We start from the raw sequence: 22,193 nt of genomic DNA on the forward strand, positions 1-22,193 counted from the left end.
CACAACGGGCTTTTACAACGAGAACCAGTACGAGAATTTCACTAAGAAAACGTTGTGAGGTTTCACGTCAAATAATTCTCCGAAATCACGACCATAATCAAACGACCCGTCCGGAACAGAACCTGTTCGTCCCTGCGACCAAACCAGAAAAAGTGTTGATCCCGGTTTGTATTCCCATCGAATAACCAAATTGGAGCGAAATTGCCGAAAGTTGAAGTCCGGGTTGTCGATGGTGTAACTCCCGATCCCATCTTCGCTAAACGTGTAGGTATTGTCGTTTGTATCATAGCTGACCTCGTTTTCCCCGAATAGTCGGAAACGGTCGGCAAAATGGTCAGCATGCGGTTCGGTTATGCATTTGTAGTCCGAGTATTTTCCTGCCGAGATAAAAGGTTGCCCGTAATATTCCAGGGAAAGTTCGGGGCTGAACGTATAGTTTAAGCGAAAAATGAAAACTGCAGTTTTCTGTTTGAGTGTGGCAAACAGGTAGCGTTGATCATCGTTGACCTCGCAGTTATCGACGTACTGCAGTTTGTTGTCGTTTATGCTGAAAGCCGGTTCAAGGGAAATCGAAAGTGCATTCAACGGACGGGCTTCCATTCCGCCCCAATATTCCTGGTAGTGATAAGAGTTTACGTCGCCTATTCCGTGGTAGCTCCCCATGTAAAATGCCAGTTTTTTCGATTGGTCGGTCGAGATGTTCAGGCTCATTTCTTTGGAACCGGGAACAATAAATGAAGGTCCGCCGCGCAGCATATTGGTTGACGTGTTTTCGCTAATCCAGGTGAAATTGCCATTCAGCCGCCACTTATTTTTGAATTGCGAGTTGAAATTGGTGTTGGCAAAAGTCGATAGCCGTTTCCCCGAAAAGTCCCAATACATCCAATAATTGGTATTCAGGTAGAAGTTCCGAAAGATGGAGAACGGCTCGCGTAAATAATAGGCCAGCCAGCTTCCGTGGTGAATGACATCGGAGTGACGCATGTAACCAATATCATTGAATTCCAGTCCTGGCGAGCGAAGGGTGAAGCTGGTTTCGAACTGAATGCGCTTTTGGCTTGATCGGCCAAACCGGAGCGTCCCGCCGTAACCGGAGAGTGAGGTTCGGGTTGAATCGACCGAAACGTGTGTTGCATCCGGCCGCTGGTAATATCGGGCTGACGATTGCTGAAGTTCGAGAATTGCTTCTTCGTCGCCTGCTATATGGCTGAATTCGAGGTTTCCTTTCAGATACCAGGTTCGTTCTTTCCAACTGTGGCTAAAATCAATTCCGCCGGTGTAAGCTGACGTTGGCAGAAAATTAAGTGCGGGGTTGTCGATGTCGCGGTTGACAGCCGTAACGATACCTCCGAGGGTTGTTTCTCCTTTTTTGAAATCCTGCAAAACCCGACCTACAAAGTAGTTGGTGAGTGGTTCTACCGATTCTTTACGTCGCTCACCATTGTTGTCGATGGTGGCTTTTTCGTTCGCAGTCAGGCTTTCCATAATTCCGATCGAAAGTCCCTTTTTGGTTTTCCCTGAGAGTTTCATTGCACCCAGGATGGTCGTTGCTTCCGGTAAATCGGCGTATTCATTGTCATCCAGATCTGGATAATAATGCGGAAAGCGTCCAATACGACGCGAGTAGAAGAGGTTGTCGGCCCCCATGTTGTTTATGACGATGGTGTTGGATGGTTGAAACTGAAAAATGTCTTTCCCTTCAATAAAAAAGGGACGTCGCTCAGAAAAGTACGATTCAAAGGCTGATAGATTCACTTCCGAGGGGTCGGCTTCTACCTGCCCAAAATCCGGATTGATTGAGAAATCAAGGGTCAAGTCGTTGGTGATGGCAGCCTTCCCATCCAACCCGGCAGAAAAGCTGCTTTTCTTCCCATCGAGGAACGGATTGTCACCGTCTTTCTCAAAACGCTCCACTTTGGCCAGTGTGTAGGGGAGCAGTTCGAGTTGCTTTTTGGGTTTGATGTTTTTAATGCCATGAAGCTCGCCAAAAAGGTGCACCATGCCTGGCGAACCTTTGGGGATAAATTGCCAGGTCGAGCGTTCCTCCAGACGGAAAATATGGCGCATCACCTGGATTCCCCAAATGTGCTCGTCTTTTTTTCCGAATCGAAGCTGACTGAATGGAATGCGCATCTCGGCACACCATCCTTTGTCGTCGATGGAGGTCTTCAGAAACCAAATCGGGTTCCAGCTACTGTCCCAGTTATTGCCGTCCTTGCTAACTGCTTCGTCGCCTTTTGCTCCTGAAGCCATCGCGGTAAACGAGAAAGCTGTTTGCTGGTCGTAATAGCTGTCAATGTTGATTTCGACCATGTCGCCGTCGAAGTTGTCTCGTCTCGAAATACGTCGGCTTATTTGATCCGCTTCGGTGTCGTAAGCGCGAATGAAGACATAGAGATTGTTGTCGTCGTAAAGGATTTTGAATGCTGTTTTTTGGCTTGGCGGTTTGTTTTCGTAAGGTTGGGTTTGAATAAAATCATTTCCCCAGTCTACGTTATTCCAACATGAGTCGTTCATAAATCCGTCGATCGTTGGTGGTGACAACGTGAAGGCTGTTTGGTAGGTTTTTTTCGCAATGGGCTCGTCCTGCGAAAAAGCTTGCAATTGTATAAACAGCAAGCTCGCCAGTATGATGCTCAGCGTGATTTTTTTCATGAAAGGTGTTTTTGTTTTCGGTAGATGGCTTTAATAGGAAAGACTATCAGCGAAAACTATTGTTACACCAATCGTGAATTATTTAGAGGAAAGTGTTGGATAGCAGTAAAATGAATCTGAATTATTCTGGTCGTTTATGGTTTTCAAGTCACAAAAAAGCCTGAATACACATTGGCATATTCAGGCTTTTTTCTGAAAATTTTTTATTCGAACTTAGACGTGGACGAGTTTCGTTTCTTCGGATTCGTTCGTAAAAATAGCATCGAGTACCGCAATGGTTGCCATGTTTACAATCTCGCGAACCGAGCTTTCCATCGGCAATACGTGCACTGGTTTGTCAATTCCCAGCAGGATTGGCCCAATAATTTCGTAGCCAGAAAGTTCGTGCAACAACTTGTGGGTAATGTTGGCCGTTTCGTGGCTAGGGAAGATCAAAGTGTTGACATTCTTCTCGCCCCATTTGGCAAACGGGAACTTCTCAGTCCGTAGCTTTTTATTCAGTGCAAAATTGGCCTGAATTTCTCCGTCGACAATGATCTCCGGATTTTCCTCGTGCAACATTTCCACCGCTTTGCGCGGAACAGCAGGATCTCCTTTGGGCACCGATCCAAAGTTGGAGTGCGACAACAGGGCTATCACCGGTTCAATGTTGAAACGGCGCACGGTGCGGTTGATCAACAAGGTAATTGCTTTCAATGCCTCGGCGTCCGGATTCGGGTTAATGATGGTTGTATCAGCGAGGAAAATAGGCCCGCGTTTGGTCATCACCATGTACATGCCGGCAATGTGCTTGCCGGGGTTGTTAGTTCCAATAATCTGTTTAATCGGGCGTACGGTATCTGAATACTTGGTCGCGTAGCCGGAAACAAACGCATCGGCGTCGCCCATTTCCACCATCATAATACCGAAGTACTCGTTGGCGTGCATCATGCGACGCGCTTCCGGCAGTGTTACCCCTTTACGCTGGCGTTTCTCGAACAATGCTTGTGCATATTTTTCGCGCAAAGCAGTTCCTTCTTCACTGTAGAATTCGAGAATTGTAGCGCCTTCAATTTCAATTTTGTTTTCGGCGGCTATTTGCAGGATTCGAGAGCGGTTACCCAATAAAATAGGAGTAGCAATCCCTTCCTGCAGTATTGATTGTGCAGCTTGCAATACGTTCAATCGGGTACCTTCAGCCAGAACCAGGCGTTTCCCGGAGTTTTTGATCCGGTCGCGGATGGTGCGGATCAGTGAGTTGTCGTGTCCGAGTCGGCGATCCAATTCGTCACGATAAGCATCCCAGTCGACCATCGTTTTGCGGGCAACGCCCGAGTCAACGGCTGCTTTGGCAACGGCTGCCGAGATGGTCGAAATCAAACGTGGATCGAGTGGTTTTGGGATCAGGTATTCGCGGCCGAAACTAATCGTATTTTGGTTGTAGGCTGTTGAAACGATTTCGGGAACGGGCTCTTTAGCCAACGATGCCAGTGCTTTTACAGCGGCAATCTTCATTTCTTCGTTGATGGCTTTGGCACGAACATCCAAAGCGCCGCGGAAAATGTAAGGGAATCCCAAAACGTTGTTCACCTGGTTGGGATAATCACTCCTGCCGGTACCGAAAATAATGTCGGGACGCGAAGCCATCGCTATGTCATAGGCTATTTCCGGATTTGGGTTTGCCAGTGCGAATACAATGGGCGTTTCATTCATGGATTGTACCATCTCTGCAGTTACAGAGTCGGCGACAGACAAACCAAGGAACATATCGGCACCACACATGGCTTCTGCCAAAGTATGAACATCGCGGCTGGTAGCAAATTCGCGCTTCATCTTGTTCAAATCGGTGCGCGATTCATGGATTGCACCTTTCGAGTCGCACATCACCAGGTTTTCACGTTTCACTCCCAACGAAAAGTAGAGTCTGGAACAGGCCATGGCCGATGCACCGGCACCGTTCACTACGACTTTTACTTCGTCAATCTTTTTACCGGTTATTTCCAGCGCATTTAAAAATGCAGCCGAAGAAATGATGGCTGTTCCATGCTGGTCGTCGTGCATTACCGGAATATCCAGCTCTGCTTTCAGGCGCTCTTCAATTTCGAAACACTCCGGCGCTTTAATGTCTTCGAGGTTGATACCGCCGAAAGTTGGCGCGATGATCTTAACGGTTTGAATGAATTTTTCAACGTCCTCGGTATCGAGCTCAACGTCGAAAACGTCGATGTCGGCAAACGTTTTAAACAGAAGGCCTTTTCCTTCCATTACGGGTTTTCCGGCCAGGGCACCGATGTTGCCCAATCCGAGCACGGCTGTTCCGTTCGAAATTACGCCAACGAGGTTTCCCTTGGCGGTGTAATTGTAGGCATCTTCCGGATTCTTTTCAATCTCTAAACAGGGAGCGGCTACTCCCGGGCTGTATGCTAGTGAAAGGTCTCTTTGTGTACTGTATGGTTTGGTGGGTACAACTTCAATCTTTCCCGGTCTGCCTTGCGTGTGGTAGAGCAAAGCATCTTTCTTTAGTTGATCTGGCATAGTTCTATGTGAATTGTTTAATCATGTAAAGTTAGCTTATTCTCTGTAATTGATATTTGAAATCAAATGGGTTGTTTAGTTAATCGGTGGAAAATGAGATTGTTGAGTTCGGTGCTTTAAGGGGAGTTTAAGAAAGCTTAATGTAGGGCTAATTTTGGCTGTGGTGGGTTTTCGTTGAAGGCCGAAATAATTGGGATGCGCGGTTGATTTGTACTACTTTTACCGGACTAATTTCTGACTGGATGAAGTCTAATAAATTTGGAATTGATGAAGTTTAAAGCTGTAATTTTTGATCTGGACGGTACACTGCTGGATACCTTGGACGATTTGGCAGATGCGGTAAATGTGGTGATGGCGAAATATGGTTTTCCAAAACACGATCGAGCGGCGGTTCGTTCGTTTGTCGGATCCGGACTTCGTTCGTTGATGCAGCGGTCGCTTCCGGAGAATGAGCGCACCGAAGAAATGATTGATCGGTGTTTTGCGGAGATGATGGTTGTTTACCGGGAAAATTACAAAGACAAAACGGTGCCTTACGATGGAATATTGGAACTGTTGAACTGGATGTCCGACCAAAATCTGCCGATGGCTGTTTTTTCGAATAAAGCTGACGCGTTGACCAAAGGATTGGTTGAAGATAAACTTCACTATAATTTTGCCGCGGTGAGAGGAATGACTACCGAAGAATTAAAGAAACCGAATCCGACCATTGCGTTGGAGATTGCCAAAACAATGGGGATGAAACCGGAAGAATGTCTTTACGTGGGCGATAGTGATACCGATATGAAAACGGCGAACAATGCCGGGATGTACGCGCTGGGCGTCACCTGGGGATTTCGCGATCGGGATGACTTGATTAAGTCGGGAGCGAAGAAGCTGGTGGATGAACCGATGGAAATGATTGCTCTTTTCCAATAAAAAAAATCCTTTGCACCACTCCGGTACAAAGGATTCTCGTAAATATGAAATTGTTCAGCAATGGAATCAGGCTAAAATAGCGCTGCTATATTCTTTTGCGTTGGTTTTGATGGTTTCTTCAGCAAGACCATGGCTTGCGCCATAAATACGGTGTGTTGGCAATACGTCGCATCCGCAGAATTTGAAGCTAATAGCCATTGGTTGGAGTAGGTCGTCCAAGGATACGCCGCCTTCGTAAGCTTCTTTGTTTCCGCCGGTCGAAGCAGCCATGCGAATTTTCTTTCCTTTCATATTGTCGCCGCCCGGACCGAAAGCCCAGCCATAAGCCAAAACTTCGTCTATGTATTTTTTCAGCGCGAAAGGAACATTGAACCAGTGAATCGGGAATTGGAAAATAATTTCGTCGTATTTCGACAACAAAGCTTGTTCGGCTTCAACGTCGAATTTCAAATCAGGGTATTTTTCGTACAGCGAGTGTACTTTTACATCTTCTCCGAGGCTTGACAATTCCTCTACCCACAAACGGTTGACTAGTGATTGGTTGATGTTAGGATGTGTTACAACAACTAACTTTGACATATCAATAAAAATTTAGATTTTCTACTGCGAAGTTAGAGTTGGGGATGTTTTTATCCTTATCAATTTGCACGGATGCTTATCAGACCAGTAATTTTTACATTAGATGATAGAGTATTTTCTTACCGGTTTCAAAATATTGGATAGCTCTTCCTTGTGATGTTCTATTTAGATGCTGAACGGGTGTATTCGTTATTAGAGCAATGTAGCCAAGAAACTATCTCCTTTATTCCGTGAAGTAAAAAGGTCAATAGTGTATATTTTATGTTTTGTTTTTCTGATTTGGAGTTTTATATTTGTTTAATATAAAAAACTAATTATTGACTACCGAGGTATGAAGAAAAGTTTAATCTGGTTTGCAGCCCTTTTTGCTATTGTTGGGCATTCATGTAAAAAGGTGAATTGTCCAGCGGCGCCTAAGACAATGGATCAAGTGTTTTTTATTGATGAAAATAGCGAAACAGGTACCCTTGTGGGTCAGGTTTTAGCCTTTGACGAGGAGGATAGTAAACCATTAACATATAGTTTGGTTAGCGGTAATGAAAATGATGCATTTTCCATTTCTGAAGATGATGGATTATTGACAATTCAAAATGAAGATGCAATTGATTTTGAAACGAATCCTGTCTTCAACTTGATCGTTGAAGTAAGAAATTCAGCGGACAAATCAACTCAAACAAATGTTACTGTCAACCTTAATAATATTGATATCCCGACTAATGGCATGATTCTCTATTACCCTTTCGATGGGGACGTTATGGATTATAGCGATAGCCAGAATAATGGAATAGACTTCACTGACGGGAATTACGTTCAGGGAATGCGATCTGAGGCTTTGAACTTTAACGGGAGTACGGATTATATTGAGCTTGAGAATACATTGAATTCAATTAATGGATTGAGTTTTTCATTTTGGATGTATAGTAGGGGATCTGATGGCATTGAAAATAATGGCACAATTGTAGCCAAATACAATATGTCAAATGGAGGGAGTCGATGTTTTATGCTGAATTCATTTGGAAATACAGATGAGACTAGAACTGACAATAATATTTCGATTACATTTTATAAATATGGTTATACATATGCCTATCATGACAAATTGAAATCATATATGGAACAGGCAGATATTCAGAATGAATTGAATCCGGCTACATACGATTTGGTAAATCCCCTTCGTATCGAACTACAACAATGGACTCACTGCCTGATAAATGTAACCGAAACCTCGATAGAGTGCTGGCTCGACGGCGTATTGTGTACAAAAAAACAACGGGAATATAGTAATTATTTTAGTGATGAAACGGAACCCGTGTATATAGGTAATATCATTTCAGGAGGAGCTGGCTCTAATAATCATTTTAATGGTATACTGGACGAATTAAGAGTATATAACCGCGGTTTAACCGAAGATGAGATCAAGACGTTGTATAAAGAATAGTGAGCTGTCAAATAATATTTCAGCGAAATTGGTTTAAAGTATAAAACTTAATCTGCTTATCAAACTCCGTATTTTTCACGGTAGGCGGCAGGAGTCATGCCTTCATGAGATTTGAAGTAGCGTGTGAAATTTGACGGAGCGGAAAACTCGTATTTATAGCTTATTTCAGCAACCGATAAATTGGTGTTCAGTAGGTCTGTTTTAATAGCCTGTATCAGTTCCTCGCGAATTAGCTGGTGCGCTTGTTTGCCAAACACTTTCACCGAAAGTTCGTTCATGCGGTTACGTGGCATTTTCATCATTTCGGCGTAGGCTTGTACCGTTTGCTTGTTGTGAATATGCTTCTTCAGAAGGTTTTTAAACTGGATGATTTCCGAGTTTCGGTAAAGGTTCGCATCCAGTTGGTGGTAGTCATTATAAAACCGGTTAAACTGAAGCAAAAGTTGGTAAAGGTACGAACGCAATAAGTAGATACTATCGACTTTGGAGTTCTCCAATTCCTCGCGCAAAGCCAGGATTCCGGGTAGAATCTGTTTTTTCTGTTCCTCGCTCATCGGTAAAACCGGCACGCGCAAGCTGCAGCTAAAGAAATGCAATCGGTGCAAAAAGGCATTGTCGTTGAGAAAAGTTTCGATAAACTCGCTCTCGAAGAAAACAAGAAAGGATTCCGGATCATAAGTAATGTCCCATTGACGATTGACGAGCGGGGGAAATAGCACAGCAGTTGGTCCGTTTAGTTCCAGTTTATTCCCGTCTGCAGTTAAAGCGCCGTTTACCTGGGTGAAAAAGAACAGCTCGTAAAAAGTAGTTGTGTGAGGTTCCCGAAGGGAAGGAGAGCGACGATCAATTTCTTTTATTCGTCTGCTATCGACCAATAATTCGGTGCTTCTTCTTGTCTTGTCGAAATTGATGATTTGCATATTCTTCCTCTAAAAACTCTTCGACGCAATTGATGATTTGCTTCTGCAAAGATTGAATTTTTCAGTCAAATTCCCTGCTAAAATTAGCGCGAATACAGGGCTAAATCACCTTCATTTCGGTCTTGAAATTCAAAATTATCGCTGAAAATTGCTTATTCGTCTACTTAAAATCGGGCAATCCGTCGGTGAAATCAGCCCAAACTTCGATCGCTTTTCATAAAGAATAGTGCGCCCGGTACATTTGTTGGCAAATCATCAATGTACTGAAAAATGAATCGAAGAAAACTTTTAATAGCAGGCATCTTGTGGTTCGGTTCCCTAATCGGGGTGCAGGCGCAGGATAAGCAGTGGACTTTGGAGGACTGCGTGAATTACGCCATGAGCCAAAACGTAAATGTGTTGCAGTCGCAGTTGACAACCCAAAACTCGGAACTGGATTTGGAGCAAAGCAAAGCGAATGTGCTTCCTTCGTTTACTGGTTCTGCAAGCACGAACTTCAGCTGGGATAAAGAGGTTTACACCGAATCGAACAATTTTGGTGACCGTAGCCGCAACAACACAACCAGCTTCTCGGTGAACGCCGGGATGACTATATTTAATGGTTTAAAGCTGAAAAACCAGATTAAACAGTCTCAGCTGAACCTGGAAAGTAACCAGTACAGTTCGGAAACGATCCAGGAAGCGCTGGAGCTGAGTGTTCTGAACGCATACCTCGAAATTTTATATGCACAGGAAGCTTTGGATAACGCGCAGGAACAAATTGCTGCTACAGAGGAATCGCTGGCATTGGCGCAGGAACGCATGGATGTTGGTGTGATCTCCCGCTCAGATTATCTGCAAATTAAGTCGGAACTGGCATCGGAAAAGTTGACCGAAGCGAGCGCAAAAAGTACGCTTTCGATGAATAAACTGACTTTGATGCAGTTGATGGAATTGCCGGTGACCACTGATTTCGAAGTTGAAACGCCCGATTTTACGAACCTTCTTGCTACTCAGGAAACACCGGTATCCGGAGATGTGTACCTGGAAGCGCTGGGGATTAAACCACAAATTAAACAAGCGGAAGCTGATGTGGAAAGCCAAAAGCTGAGCGAAAAAATTGCAAAAGCCAGTTTGATGCCAACCCTGTCATTATCATCCGGCTTGTCAACCGGTTGGTCCGACAATGTTTCGGGTTTCACTTACGGCGAACAGTTGAAAAATCAGTTTACACCAACGGTTGGTCTGAGTCTTTCGATCCCGATTTTTCAAAATAAACAAGGGAAAATCAGTGTAAAACAGGCGAAGATTGCAACCAGCCAAGCTGAGCTTACCCAAGTTGATACCCAAAACGAGTTGCGCAAAAATATTGAACAGGCTTGTCTGGATGTGGTAACCGCACAAACCCAGTACGAAGCGAGCGAAATGCAGTACGAGTCGGCCAAAGAATCGTACGATGTTGCCGCCGAAAAATACCAGGAAGGATTGCTGAATTCAGTAGACTTTCTGACCGTGAAAACGACGATGATAACCTCTGAAAGTGATTTCACTCAAGCAAAATACAACATGGTATTTAGCTCTAAGATTTTAGACTTCTACAAAGGAATTCCAATTAGTTTGACCAAATAAAAATTCAGTCATGAAAAAAAAGTTGATATACACAATTATCGCTGTAGTCGTAGTCGCCATCGGGTTGCTCGCCTTTAAAATGTTCGGAACCAGCGAACAGCCGATTACGATTAAAACGGAAAAGGTAGGCCGCTCAACCATAAGCAATACGGTAACGGCAACTGGTACTATCGAGGCAACACAGACCGTTGAGGTTGGTACCCAGGTTTCAGGTCGTATTGATAAAATTTACGTCGATTATAACTCAATCGTAAAAGAGGGACAGTTGATTGCTGTGCTCGACACCCAATCGCTGGCTTCGTCATTACACTCAGCAGTCGCTTCCTACAACAAAGCAAAAGCAGAGTACAACTATCAAAAATCGACTTACGAACGTTATCAAAAGTTGATTGATAAGAAATTGATTGCTCAGTCCGATTTTGATGAAGTGGTTTATAACTATGAATCTGCAAAAGCGTCGGTGAGCTCAGCAGAAGCGCAGTATAAAACAGCAAAAACCAATCTGGACTACGCTTATATCTACTCGCCAATCGACGGAATCGTGTTGGAGCGCGATGTGGAGGAAGGTGAAACTGTAGCAGCAAGCTATTCAACACCAACACTGTTTACCATTGCCAACGACCTGACTCAAATGGAGATTGAGGCTGATGTGGATGAAGCTGACATAGGCCAGGTGAAATTGGATCAACGGGTTGAATTTACGGTAGACGCTTTCCCTGATAAAATTTTCGAAGGTTCGGTGAAGGAAATTCACTTGAATCCAACGGATGACGAATCGGTCGTGACTTACACTGTCGTAATTAACGCTCCAAACCCTGATAAAACATTGATGCCGGGAATGACAGCCAACGCCAACTTTTATGTAACCGAAAAAGTGAATGTTTTGTCGGTGCCTAACCTGGCCGTTGAGTTTCAACCCAATGCTGAGCTAATGGCTAAATACCAGGAAGAGCACCCTGAAGTAACTGTGGAAATGCCTGCGCCGGGCGGCGACATGAGCTCTAAAACAATGGTTTGGGTGAAAGATGGGAATAAGATTTATCCTCAGGAAGTAACTGTTGGTGAGACTGACGAAATCAACTATGAAATGTTGTCGGGCCCGAAAGAAGGATCAGACTTGATCGTTTCCATGGCTACGGTAAGCAGTGGCAGTAGTGATGCTGAGAGCAGCGAAGCCAGAAGCCCGTTCATGCCAACTCCTCCGGGAGGAAACAAAAACAAAAAGTAAACAGGAAGGAATCTGTGATGGGAAATAAAATTATACAAGTAAACGACCTGAAAAAGGATTTCCATGTTGGCGAAATCACCGTTCACGCTCTGAAGGGAATTAACCTGGAGATTGAAGAGGGCGAGTTTGTGGCCATCATGGGAACCAGCGGCTCCGGAAAGTCAACCATGCTGAATATTCTGGGTTGTCTGGACAAACCTAGCTCGGGTATTTACAGCCTCGACGGGATCAGCATGGGAGAAATGAACAAGAACGAACTGGCCGGTTTGCGCAATCAGAAGCTCGGTTTCGTTTTCCAGTCGTACAATTTGCTTCCGCGAACAACTGCTTTGGAAAATGTGGAACTGCCGCTGTATTACAATGGCCAGGTAAAAGCCAAGGAACGTCGCGAAAGAGCAATGGCAGCTCTGGACGCTGTTGGTCTGGCGGACAGGATGCACCACATGCCCAACCAAATGTCGGGTGGGCAGCAGCAACGTGTAGCCATTGCGCGCTCGCTGGTTAACGATCCCCGCGTGATTTTGGCCGATGAAGCTACCGGTAACCTGGATACCAGAACTTCATACGAGATTATGGCTCTTTTTCAAAAGTTGAACGACGAAGGAAAGACCATCATTTTTGTAACGCACGAGAGTGATATTGCCCGATTTATGAAACGGAATGTGGTTTTTAAAGACGGGCGTATTGTGAAGGAAGAAATGGTTAAAGACCGCTTCAACGCCAGACAAATGCTGGCAGAGTTACCGGTTGACCAGGATGTCATTTAAACGAAAAGAAAATGAATTACACGAATACCATAAAAATAGCCGTTAACGCCCTTCGCCGGAATAAGTTTCGCGCATTCCTGACCATGTTGGGGATTATTATCGGGGTGGCATCCGTTATCGCGATGCTTGCCATTGGGCAAGGATCCAAGAAAAGTATCCAGGATGAGATGTCCTCGATGGGGACAAACATGATCTTCATTATGCCTGGTGCCGACATGCGTGGTGGTGTGAGACAGAGTGCCAGCGATATGCAAACCCTGAAACTTTCGGATGTGGATGCGATTCTAAGTAGTTGTCCGGATGTGGAAGCGGTATCTCCCCAAGTAAGTTCATCAAGCCAGGCTGTTGTGGGTAACAATAACTGGCCGACAACAGTTTACGGGGTGAATAATGAATACCTGGGAATTCGGAAATACGAGCTCGAAACTGGCCGAAATTTCACCGATCGCGAAGTAAAAACCTATGCAAAAGTGTGTTTGGTTGGTCAAACGATTATTGAAAACCTCTTCCCCGATGGAGGAAACCCAATCGGTCAGTCGATTCGTGTTGGAACAATCCCTCTAAAAATTATCGGTGTTTTGGCCGAAAAAGGGGAGAACGGAATGGGGCAGGATCAGGACGACCTGATTATCGCGCCTTATACAACGGTACAAAAACGGATGTTAGCCATCACATACATTCAAAGTATTTTCGCATCGGCAGCATCTGAAGATGTCAACGATCAGGCTATTGAGCAAATTACCGAAACTTTGAGACGCACCCACAAACTGAAGGCAGATGCTGATGACGACTTTAACGTAAGGTCGCAAGCCGAGATGGTGCAAATGTTCTCGTCAGTTAGTGATATGATGACCATACTACTTGGTGCTATCGCCGGAATTTCGTTGTTGGTTGGTGGAATCGGGATCATGAATATCATGTATGTGTCGGTGACCGAGCGTACCCGCGAAATTGGCCTCCGCTTGTCGGTTGGTGGTCGTGGCAACGATATTTTGATGCAGTTTCTGATTGAATCAATATTGCTCAGTGTGAGCGGTGGTATACTGGGAATCCTGTTGGGATTGGGTACATCAACGGGAGTGTCGATGTTAATGAGTTGGCCAACAGTAGTAATGCCAAGCTCCGTCATATTCTCCTTCATTGTTTGTACGATTATTGGTGTGTTCTTTGGCTGGTACCCTGCCCGCAAAGCAGCGAGTCTGAATCCAATTGATGCCCTGCGTTACGAATAACACATATGACCTAGCTAAAAAGAGCAGCACTGATCAGCTAGAATATATCTCGTTCTTTTAAAAATTGGCACATGCTTGCCGTATCTGATTGTTCTGGCATTGGGATTTGTTGTTCGAACAAGCTTTGTCAAAAGCCGGCTTTCGAAATCGCATACCCGTAATGCCGTAACTTTTGCCCATCCCTGAAATTAATAATATAATGGAAGGCTGGTGTATTTACTGATGTAGATTCTCCGGTCTTTCATTTCTTGGTAAATGGTTATCTTTGATTAAAATCAACCCGATGTTTAAATCAATTTCAATACACGATAAATGGATCAAATGGTTTCTTCATTCCATTGCATGGATGATCGTGACCATCATTCCTTTGTATATCGACAATGCTTTTGGTAGTGGCAATTTGCACCGTGTGTATGGTTTTTACTTGCACACGCTGACGGCTGCGTTAATCTTTTACCTGGGCTATTTGTGGCTGGTGCCTACCTATTTTCTGAAGGAACGGCAGCTTACCTATTTTATCGTTCTTGTCGCCATTATTATCGGAACTTACTACATTTCATCGTTCGTTGAGCACTATTTTCTGGATGATATGAAAAGGGCTGCAGAAGAGCTGGATAAAGACAATCATATTCCGAGAAAAGCGTTCGGCATTTTTAATCATATCGTGTCTTCAGTTCTTCTTTCCGGTTTTGCTATGGGGCTGGGGGTTTTGGATAAATTGAAACAGAACGAAAAGAAGCAAAAGGAACTGGAGAAGGAAAAACTGAACTCCGAGTTGGCATTCCTGAAAAGCCAGGTGAGTCCGCACTTCTTTTTCAATACCCTGAATAATATTTATACCCTGATTGGCATTGATACCGATGAGGCTCAGGCTGCTGTGCTGAAGCTGTCGAAGCTGATGCGCTACTTGCTGTATGATTCTGAAGACGGCAATTCGCGGCTGGGAGACGAGATTAGTTTCATGAATAACTACATTGATTTGATGAAGCTACGGATCAGTTCAAAGGTAGACCTGAAAGTCTCCATGCCCGATTCGGTTCCTGATATCAGTGTTGCACCGCTGCTTTTTGTCGCGTTCATCGAAAATGCATTTAAGCATGGTGTCAGTTACCGCGAGCATTCGTTTATTGAAATCAATATGAATGTGGATAAAGAAAAAATTCGATTTCAAACCCGGAACAGCATCGGAAAACAAAGTAGTCAGGAAGGGGAAGCGAAGCATTCCGGGATTGGTCTCGAGAATGTAAAGAAACGACTGAATTTGTTGTACCCGGACAAGCACGATCTGAGAATTAGCAGAACAAACGAGGCATTCATGGTGAAGCTCGAAATTAACCTCTAATACGCGAAAAGATGAAAATCCGCACAATTACCATCGACGACGAACCACTGGCTTTGCAACTACTATCGGGCTACGTGGAGAAGACTCCTTTTTTAGAATTGACCGGTTCGTTTGATAACCCGTTGGATGCGATGGATTATTTGTCAGGTAATGAGGTTGATCTCATTGTTTTGGATATCCAGATGCCTGACCTTACCGGTATTGAATTTGCGCGAGTGCAGGATAGTAAAGCCAAACTGATTTTTACGACCGCTTACGAAAAGTATGCTTTGGAGGGCTTCAAACTGAATGCCATTGATTATTTGCTGAAACCCTACAGCTACCAAGAGTTTCTGACGGCCGTGAACAAGGCCAAAAAACAAATCGAGCTCGAGCAGGGAGCTGCAACCAGTGTGGAGGCGAATAACCAGTTTCTCTTTCTGAAATCGGAGTATAAAATCCGCCGGATTAACTTCAACGATATTCTCTACATTGAGGGAATGAAGGATTACGTGAAAGTTTTCCTGGCACACGAGGAAAAACCCGTGCTTTCCATTAGTTCGGTAAAGGCGGTGGAAGAGAAATTGCCAACCGATCATTTTATGCGCGTACACCGCTCATTCATCGTCAACCTCGATAAAATTGAAGTGATCGAGCGCAGCCGGATTGTCTTCGGCAAAACCTACATTCCGGTCAGCGACCAGTACAAAGACAAATTTCAGGAGTTCCTGAATCAAAATTTCCTGTAAAGTTTCAAGTTTTAAGTTTCAAGTTCCAAATTCCAAGTTCCAAACTGAGAAACTTCAAATCCCCAAAAGAAGATGCCAGCTTTCAATGGCTCCAGACAAACTTTTTTGGAATTTGGATTTTGGAGCATGGGATTTCAATTTTGGAATTTATTTCCAGCTAGTATTTCTCCCGTTTTTCCAGTATTGGTTGGTAAATAGTCATTCCGTCAATGGTAAATCTGGTCTGTTCCTTATCTTTGCAGCAAATCATTCAAAAGACATTATGACCGGAAAAGATCTGCGGATTGTATTTATGGGAACGCCCGATTTTGCAGTTGCCAGTTTGAAAGCCTTGGTTGAAGGCGGTTACAATATTGTTGGTGTGATAACCGTACCCGATAAACCTGCCGGACGCGGGCGTCAGTTGCAGCAATCGGCTGTAAAGCAATATGCCGTTGAGCAAGGATTACATGTGATGCAACCCGAGAAACTGAAAAACCCGGAATTTTTAGCTGAGTTGGAAGCACTGAAAGCCGATTTACAGGTGATTGTGGCTTTCCGCATGTTGCCCGAAGTGGTTTGGAGCATGCCTCGGTTGGGCACCTTCAACCTGCATGGTTCGTTGTTGCCGCAATACCGCGGAGCTGCTCCGTTGAACTGGGCTGTAATGAATGGCGATAAAGAAACCGGGGTGACCACTTTCCTGCTATCGCACGAAATTGATACAGGAGCAATCCTTTTCCACGAGAAAATTACCATTGGCGAAGATGACACGGTTGGTGACATTCACGATCGGCTGATGGAGATTGGCGCCGGGCTGGTGGTGAAAACCGTTGATGCCCTGGCGGAAGGAAACTACACTGCCGTGGCACAGGACGACATCCAGGTGGAGAGCCTGCGGCCTGCACCGAAGATTTTTAAAGAGGATTGCAAAATTGACTGGAATAAACCAGCCGTTGAAGTACGAAACCTTATTCGCGGTTTGTCACCGTACCCCGCTGCCTGGACTGAATTGGTTGACGGAAAAGGAAAAGTTTTGAGCCTGAAAATATTCCGGGCCGAGATTGAGCCAGCCGAAGGCTTGACGCCGGGTATGGTAGAAACCGATGGTAAAACCAATTTCAAGATTGCTGCCGCCGATGGTTGGTTGACGATTTCAGACCTGCAATTATCGGGTAAAAAGCGCATGGCGGTCGATGACTTCCTGCGAGGTATTCATGATCCCGGCCAACTACAGGTACAATAACGAACGGCGCTAACGATATAAAAAAAATGCTGATCATCTCATTCCGGGAGATCAGCATTTTTTGTTTTAAAATTCTAAAAGTTATGCATCAAGAAAAAACTTTAATTCGGTGCTTTATCGCGCAGATAAATCTTCGTGCCTGCAACCGGGCGTTCGCCATAGCGCATGCGGTTGAGGCGATATAATTTTTTCAGGCGAATTCCGTACTTCTGCGAAACGTAATGCATGGTTTCGTCCGCCTGGAAGATGTGTGTTTTCGCACTTCTGAGTGCTTTGTTTCTCTTTGGTACAATATAGAGGATCTCGTTAACCTGCAAGCGGTGATCATCGGGCAGGTCGTTGTATTTATAGAGTTCCCAAAGTTTCATGTTAAACTCGTCAACAATACTTTGTGGCGTATCTCCGGCCTTTACGACAATCGACTTCAGTCCGTTTCTGAAAACTACTTTCCGCTCAGGGTAAGGATTGATCAGGTTTTTGGTCGATTGCTGTGTTTTACCATTCGACGTAATCATGTTGATTTGTTGGTCGTTTACCACATGGTCGTAAACATACAACTTGTTGTCTTCGATGATTTTAATCAACGATTCGGCGTAGTGCGGAGCGGTCGCGTAACCTGCTTTTTTCAAGCCGCGAGCCCAGCCTTTATAATCGGTAATGTCCAGCTGAAACAAATCACTGTATCGCGGGTTGGCCATCAGGAAATTACTGTGATCGACGAACGATTCTTCCACTGAGTTGTAATGACGGAAACATTCATTCCGCATGTCGTCATCGTGGTAAACACGTTTCCCGGTCCAGTTACTTTTACATTTTATGCCGAAATGGTTGTTTGATTTCCGACTCAGTTCGCTGTTTCCGTTGCTCGATTCCAAACAGGCCTGGGCCAGTTTAATACTGGCAGGTATGCCGCAGCGTTGCATTTCGTGCACTGCCAAGGTTCTGTATTTTTGGATGTATTCTTCCCGGGTATACACGCGTTGCGAGAACCCGACAAACACGAGAGAGCATAACAAACAGAGCAAACCAATTTTTCTGATCATAGTTTTCGTTTTCAACATAGATTAAATGCCAGCCATTCCTATCCGTTCGCGCACAAATACAATTTAAAGATGTATTTTTGAAAAAAAGGCTTCCAGAATATGCAAACAAAAGAAATCAAAATATTGGTATCCGAATATAAAAATGAGGAAGAGTTAATAACAACCGATCGTGAATTAGTTCTGGCGGCCCGACGGATTGCGGAAAGCGCGTATGCTCCATATTCGAAATTTAAAGTCGGAGCAGCCCTCCGGTTGACCGACGGAACGGTCGTTACCGGCAGCAACCAGGAAAATGCTGCGACTCCGGTGGGTACCTGCGCCGAAAGATCTGCTTTGTTTTGGGCCAATGCAAACTATCCGGATTTTGCGGTCGAGTCCATCGCGATCTCGGCAATCGATCAATCAGGCAACCGGGCAGCACGATTAAGCCCTTGCGGGATCTGCCGGCAGGCTTTGCTCGAAAGTCAGCACCGGTTTCAGCTTCCGATTCGGGTGATCCTTGATAGTCGCGATAAAATTGAAATTCTGAATAGCGTGGAAAGTTTATTGCCGTTGAGCTTTAATGGCAATGCCTTGAATAGCGTGGAATAACAGCATTGACATTCGTCAGGGAAAATCTTTCCGGCTTGTGCGATTTTTTTTGCCTGATTTGCAACCCTCCCGTTTTTTTCTTGTCAGTAATATTGAAAACAGAACAATTTGGGAAAAGTGGCATCCATACATCACGAGCTGATTGAGGACAGCAAGCGGGGCAACAACAAAGCCCGTTTTCAGCTGTATCAATTGTATTCAAAAGCTATGTTCAACGTTTGCTATCGCATGATGAATAATCGTGAGGATGCCGAAGACATGTTGCAGGAAGTTTTTCTGTTGGTCTTTACGCGGCTCGAAAGTTTTCGGTACGAGTCAGGTTTTGGAACCTGGGTGAAAACCATTGCGATCCGAACCTGTATCAATGCACTGAAGAAACGCAAAGTTGAGTTGACGTATTTTGAACAGATAAACGATTTAGGCTCCACCGATGATGATGAGATTGCCCCCGAGTTAAAGACGGAACAAATCCTCAAAGCCATGGAAAATTTACCCGAAGGTGGGCGAATTGTATTCTCTTTGTACCTGCTCGAAGGATATGACCACGGTGAAATTGCCCAGATTTTGGGCATCACCGAGTCAACCTCGAAATCGCAGTATATGCGGGCAAAGCGCAGGGTGTACGAACTATTGAAAGAACAACAAAACAACGAATTATGGCTGGCGTTTGCAGACAAATAAATGGTTGTAGCACTGTCATCTACAGGATGGGAGGTGTCAGTGGTATTTGTGGTGTTGTTGATTCTTTTGACATGGAAAGTTTGAGTTCTTTTAAAGCAAATTGGGATGAAAAATGATCGGTTAGAGGATTTTGTGAGAACGCACAGGGATGAGTTTGACCTACACGATCCGTCGCCGGAAATGTGGGCTGAAATAAACCGTAAACTTCCGGTGACGGTTAGTAAACGCAGCGTGTTTGTTCGATGGGCCAGTGTGGCTGCCATTTTTGCGGTTGTTATTTTAGGCTCTACTGTTTTGATTCGATCTTTGCGATCTGATGGTGGGGGAACCGTGGTTGCCCAGGAAGAGGCAGATCCTGAAGTGAAAGAATTGCTGGAAGCGGAAGCTTACTATGCCCAACAGGTTAACGGTAAGTTGGAAGAAATAAGAAAGTGCTATGCGTTAAATCCGGAGTTGCAGGTTGAGGTTGAGGACGATTTGACGGAATTGGAGCAGATGTATGATGTTTTAAAAGAAGATCTGGCGGAAAATGTTTCCAATAAAGCGGTGATCGAGGCAATGATCGAAAATAATCGTTTTCGGTTGAAGCTGGTCAATGATGTGTTGGAACAAGTGAACTGCTAAAATTAGGTACTATGAAAAATACAGGTCGTAGGGTATTTCTGATTTTGATGTTGAGTTTAGCCGGTATTTACGCGGCAACGGCTCAATATACCGAAACACGAAAATTGCGAAAGGCTTTTAAAGTGACGTCGGAAACAAATATTGAAATCTCGAATAAATACGGAACAATAGAAGTGGCAACCTGGCAAAAGGATTCGGTTGCGATTGAGATAAAAATGTATGTCGAAGAAAAGAAGATGGCTAAGCTTGAAAAGTCGTTGGATAACATCGACTTCGACTTTACAAACACCACCCACTACCTGGTTGCCCGAACAATTACTGATAAAAATAAATCGCAACTCGAAAGTGAGTTGAAGCGTTTTAAAGAGACCTTGCTGCAAAACGATGGGAGTGTGGAGATCAATTACAAGGTTTGGCTGCCCGCTACCAATTCGCTGAAGCTTGAGAATAAATTCGGCGACATTTATTTGAGTGATTATAATGGCCCACTCAATATAGACCTGAGCAACGGCAAGCTGAAAGCACACGACCTGTTGAAGAAAGCCACAATTACGCTGAATTTTGGAGGGGCAACCATCAACAGCCTGCCCGATGGAAACATCAACTCGAATTACAGCGATGTCTATATCAAACAGTCCGGGAAATTGAATCTGTCGAGCAAATCGTCGGAGATTGAGCTGATTGAAAGCCAGAATCTGTTTGGCGATTCCCGGCGGGATAAATTCCGGATCAGGGAGCTCCAGCGAATTGATCTGCAGGCAGACTTTTCTGATTTTCGGATCTCAAATCTGCGGGAACGGGCGAACCTGCGACTGAACTACGGTGACGTGGAAATGGAAAAGATTGAAGCCAATTTCAATGACATCTATATCGATTGCCGGTCAACCGATGTCAACCTGTATTTCACACCACAATCGAATTTCAATTTCGAGATCAAGCAAACGAAATCCGATGTGAGTCTGGATCCAATCTTCAACGTATCTGAAAAAACAGAGACGGATGAAAAGGAACAGACGGTGCTGATGCACGGATTCTTCTCTAAGAAATCGGAGGGAGGAGATAAGCTCAAATTAACCACGAACGGCGGAAGTATCCGGCTGAGAACTTACTAGAAGTTAAAGCCGAAAGATTATCGGAAATAGCAAAGATGGCAGGTGTCGGAATTGCTGTTACGGGAATTCTATGTGCCTTTTTGAAAAGATTTTGTCGCCGGTAATCATTTGTTCAACTGTGTTTTAGCATCGTTCGCCGATTTTCTTCGTTCGCAAAGCAACCCTTTCAAAAAAAGCTTGTCAGTAAAAACAGAAAACAGAATAAAAGCACTTCGTGTGCACTAAATCTAAATTGAAAAGTATGAAAACAATGAAAATTAAACTAGGAATGTTCTTCGCGGTTCTTTTGGTTGGCTTGGTCGCTTGTGACGATGATTTTGGAATTGTAGGCAATGGCAGGCCGGAAACAGAAACCCGCAGTGCCCGGTATTTTAACGAGCTGAGCTCTTCCGGATCTTTTAATGTGTATGTCTCGCAAGGGGAGGAACGATCGATTGAGATCACGGCAGAATCGAACCTGTTGCCCTACATCGAAACTGATTTTGATGGCGATCGTTTGCGGATTAGAACGCTTGGCATGCACACTTTGCACGAAACCTACCCGATCAATATTTATTTGGTTACGCCGGATCTTGAAGAGTTGGTGCTAAGTGGTTCCGGCAGAATTGAAACGGAGAGTTTCGCTGCTGATCAGTTTTCAGTTGTGGTTTCGGGTTCCGGGGAGATCGTCACTTCGGTTAATGCCGATGAGTTGGATGCTGTTATCTCAGGTTCCGGAAAGATTTTTCTCGAAGGGGCTTGTGGCGAAGCGGAGATGGGAATCAGTGGTTCGGGTATTATTGACGCCTACGATTTGGCAGCAGGTGACTGTAAAGTGGTGGTCTCCGGGTCGGGTAGTGCTTGGGTGAATGTTGAAGACAATCTGGATGTGCGGATTTCGGGCAGCGGGAATGTGCATTACATCAATTTCCCCTATGTAACTTCCAGTACTTCGGGTAGCGGACAAGTGATTAACGAGAACTAACGGTTTCGGAAATTGCTTATGAGA

19 protein-coding genes are annotated in these 22,193 nt (G+C 44.6%); 14 read left to right on the forward strand and 5 right to left on the reverse strand.

Going from position 1 to position 22,193, the window contains the following annotated elements:
* Positions 1–12 precede the first annotated feature (12 nt).
* Together BC643_RS18240 and BC643_RS23710 are read right to left on the reverse strand one after the other, a co-directional pair.
* Positions 13–2,655 (reverse strand): DUF5916 domain-containing protein, encoded by a 2,643-nt coding sequence (locus BC643_RS18240; RefSeq protein ID WP_120274720.1) that lies wholly within the window; start codon positions 2,653–2,655, stop codon positions 13–15.
* A gap of 213 nt (positions 2,656–2,868) precedes the next feature.
* A complete protein-coding gene (locus BC643_RS23710; RefSeq protein ID WP_120274721.1) occupies positions 2,869–5,169 on the reverse strand; it encodes an NADP-dependent malic enzyme in 2,301 nt (766 codons plus the stop codon).
* A 267-nt stretch (positions 5,170–5,436) separates the two neighbouring features.
* On the opposite strand from BC643_RS23710, the gene BC643_RS18250 reads away from it, so the two are divergent.
* Complete coding sequence (locus BC643_RS18250; RefSeq protein ID WP_120274722.1) at positions 5,437–6,087, forward strand: HAD family hydrolase; 651 nt, start codon at positions 5,437–5,439, stop codon at positions 6,085–6,087.
* Between the two features lie 66 nt (positions 6,088–6,153).
* Here the strand turns inward: BC643_RS18250 and BC643_RS18255 are convergent, their stop codons facing one another.
* The gene (locus BC643_RS18255) at positions 6,154–6,666 is read right to left on the reverse strand and encodes an NAD(P)H-dependent oxidoreductase (RefSeq protein ID WP_120274723.1); all 513 of its coding nucleotides are present in this window, start codon (positions 6,664–6,666) and stop codon (positions 6,154–6,156) included.
* 331 nt (positions 6,667–6,997) lie between these two features.
* Here BC643_RS18255 and BC643_RS18260 point away from each other — a divergent pair, with 331 nt between their 5' ends.
* Positions 6,998–8,104, forward strand: a complete 1,107-nt coding sequence (locus tag BC643_RS18260; RefSeq protein ID WP_120274724.1) for a LamG-like jellyroll fold domain-containing protein — start codon at positions 6,998–7,000, stop codon at positions 8,102–8,104.
* A 59-nt stretch (positions 8,105–8,163) separates the two neighbouring features.
* On the opposite strand, the gene BC643_RS18265 is transcribed toward BC643_RS18260, so the two are convergent.
* Positions 8,164–9,024 carry a helix-turn-helix domain-containing protein gene (locus tag BC643_RS18265; RefSeq protein WP_120274725.1) on the reverse strand — a complete coding sequence of 287 codons (861 nt, stop codon included), beginning with the start codon at positions 9,022–9,024 and terminating at the stop codon, positions 8,164–8,166.
* A 270-nt stretch (positions 9,025–9,294) separates the two neighbouring features.
* Here BC643_RS18265 and BC643_RS18270 point away from each other — a divergent pair, with 270 nt between their 5' ends.
* From BC643_RS18270 to fmt, 7 genes are all read left to right on the forward strand, one after another.
* Positions 9,295–10,632 carry a TolC family protein gene (locus BC643_RS18270; protein WP_120274726.1) on the forward strand — a complete coding sequence of 446 codons (1,338 nt, stop codon included), beginning with the start codon at positions 9,295–9,297 and terminating at the stop codon, positions 10,630–10,632.
* 10 nt (positions 10,633–10,642) lie between these two features.
* Entirely contained in the window at positions 10,643–11,860 is a 1,218-nt protein-coding gene (locus BC643_RS18275) for an efflux RND transporter periplasmic adaptor subunit (RefSeq protein WP_120274727.1), read from the forward strand.
* A 17-nt stretch (positions 11,861–11,877) separates the two neighbouring features.
* On the forward strand, positions 11,878–12,627 hold the full coding sequence (locus BC643_RS18280; RefSeq protein WP_120274728.1) for an ABC transporter ATP-binding protein: 750 nt from the start codon (positions 11,878–11,880) through the stop codon (positions 12,625–12,627).
* A gap of 11 nt (positions 12,628–12,638) precedes the next feature.
* On the forward strand, positions 12,639–13,859 hold the full coding sequence (locus BC643_RS18285; RefSeq protein WP_120274729.1) for an ABC transporter permease: 1,221 nt from the start codon (positions 12,639–12,641) through the stop codon (positions 13,857–13,859).
* Between the two features lie 283 nt (positions 13,860–14,142).
* Positions 14,143–15,201, forward strand: coding sequence for a sensor histidine kinase (locus BC643_RS18290; RefSeq protein ID WP_120274730.1), 1,059 nt, complete (start codon positions 14,143–14,145; stop codon positions 15,199–15,201).
* Between the two features lie 11 nt (positions 15,202–15,212).
* Positions 15,213–15,929, forward strand: a complete 717-nt coding sequence (locus tag BC643_RS18295; RefSeq protein ID WP_120274731.1) for a LytR/AlgR family response regulator transcription factor — start codon at positions 15,213–15,215, stop codon at positions 15,927–15,929.
* Between the two features lie 262 nt (positions 15,930–16,191).
* On the forward strand, positions 16,192–17,154 hold the full coding sequence (gene fmt / locus BC643_RS18300) for a methionyl-tRNA formyltransferase (RefSeq protein ID WP_120274992.1): 963 nt from the start codon (positions 16,192–16,194) through the stop codon (positions 17,152–17,154).
* A 101-nt stretch (positions 17,155–17,255) separates the two neighbouring features.
* Here the strand turns inward: fmt and BC643_RS18305 are convergent, their stop codons facing one another.
* The gene (locus BC643_RS18305; protein ID WP_120274993.1) at positions 17,256–18,197 is read right to left on the reverse strand and encodes a glucosaminidase domain-containing protein; all 942 of its coding nucleotides are present in this window, start codon (positions 18,195–18,197) and stop codon (positions 17,256–17,258) included.
* 99 nt (positions 18,198–18,296) lie between these two features.
* On the opposite strand from BC643_RS18305, the gene BC643_RS18310 reads away from it, so the two are divergent.
* From BC643_RS18310 to BC643_RS18330, 5 genes are all read left to right on the forward strand, one after another.
* Entirely contained in the window at positions 18,297–18,788 is a 492-nt protein-coding gene (locus BC643_RS18310; protein WP_120274732.1) for a cytidine deaminase, read from the forward strand.
* 117 nt (positions 18,789–18,905) lie between these two features.
* Positions 18,906–19,469, forward strand: a complete 564-nt coding sequence (locus BC643_RS18315; protein ID WP_245995029.1) for an RNA polymerase sigma factor — start codon at positions 18,906–18,908, stop codon at positions 19,467–19,469.
* Between the two features lie 105 nt (positions 19,470–19,574).
* On the forward strand, positions 19,575–20,093 hold the full coding sequence (locus BC643_RS18320; RefSeq protein WP_120274734.1) for a hypothetical protein: 519 nt from the start codon (positions 19,575–19,577) through the stop codon (positions 20,091–20,093).
* Positions 20,094–20,104: 11 nt separating this feature from the next.
* A complete protein-coding gene (locus BC643_RS18325; protein WP_147377268.1) occupies positions 20,105–21,205 on the forward strand; it encodes a DUF4097 family beta strand repeat-containing protein in 1,101 nt (366 codons plus the stop codon).
* A 241-nt stretch (positions 21,206–21,446) separates the two neighbouring features.
* The gene (locus BC643_RS18330) at positions 21,447–22,169 is read left to right on the forward strand and encodes a head GIN domain-containing protein (protein ID WP_120274736.1); all 723 of its coding nucleotides are present in this window, start codon (positions 21,447–21,449) and stop codon (positions 22,167–22,169) included.
* The last annotated feature ends 24 nt before the right edge of the window (positions 22,170–22,193 follow it).

This window comes from Mangrovibacterium diazotrophicum (assembly GCF_003610535.1).
Lineage (GTDB): Bacteria > Bacteroidota > Bacteroidia > Bacteroidales > Prolixibacteraceae > Mangrovibacterium > Mangrovibacterium diazotrophicum.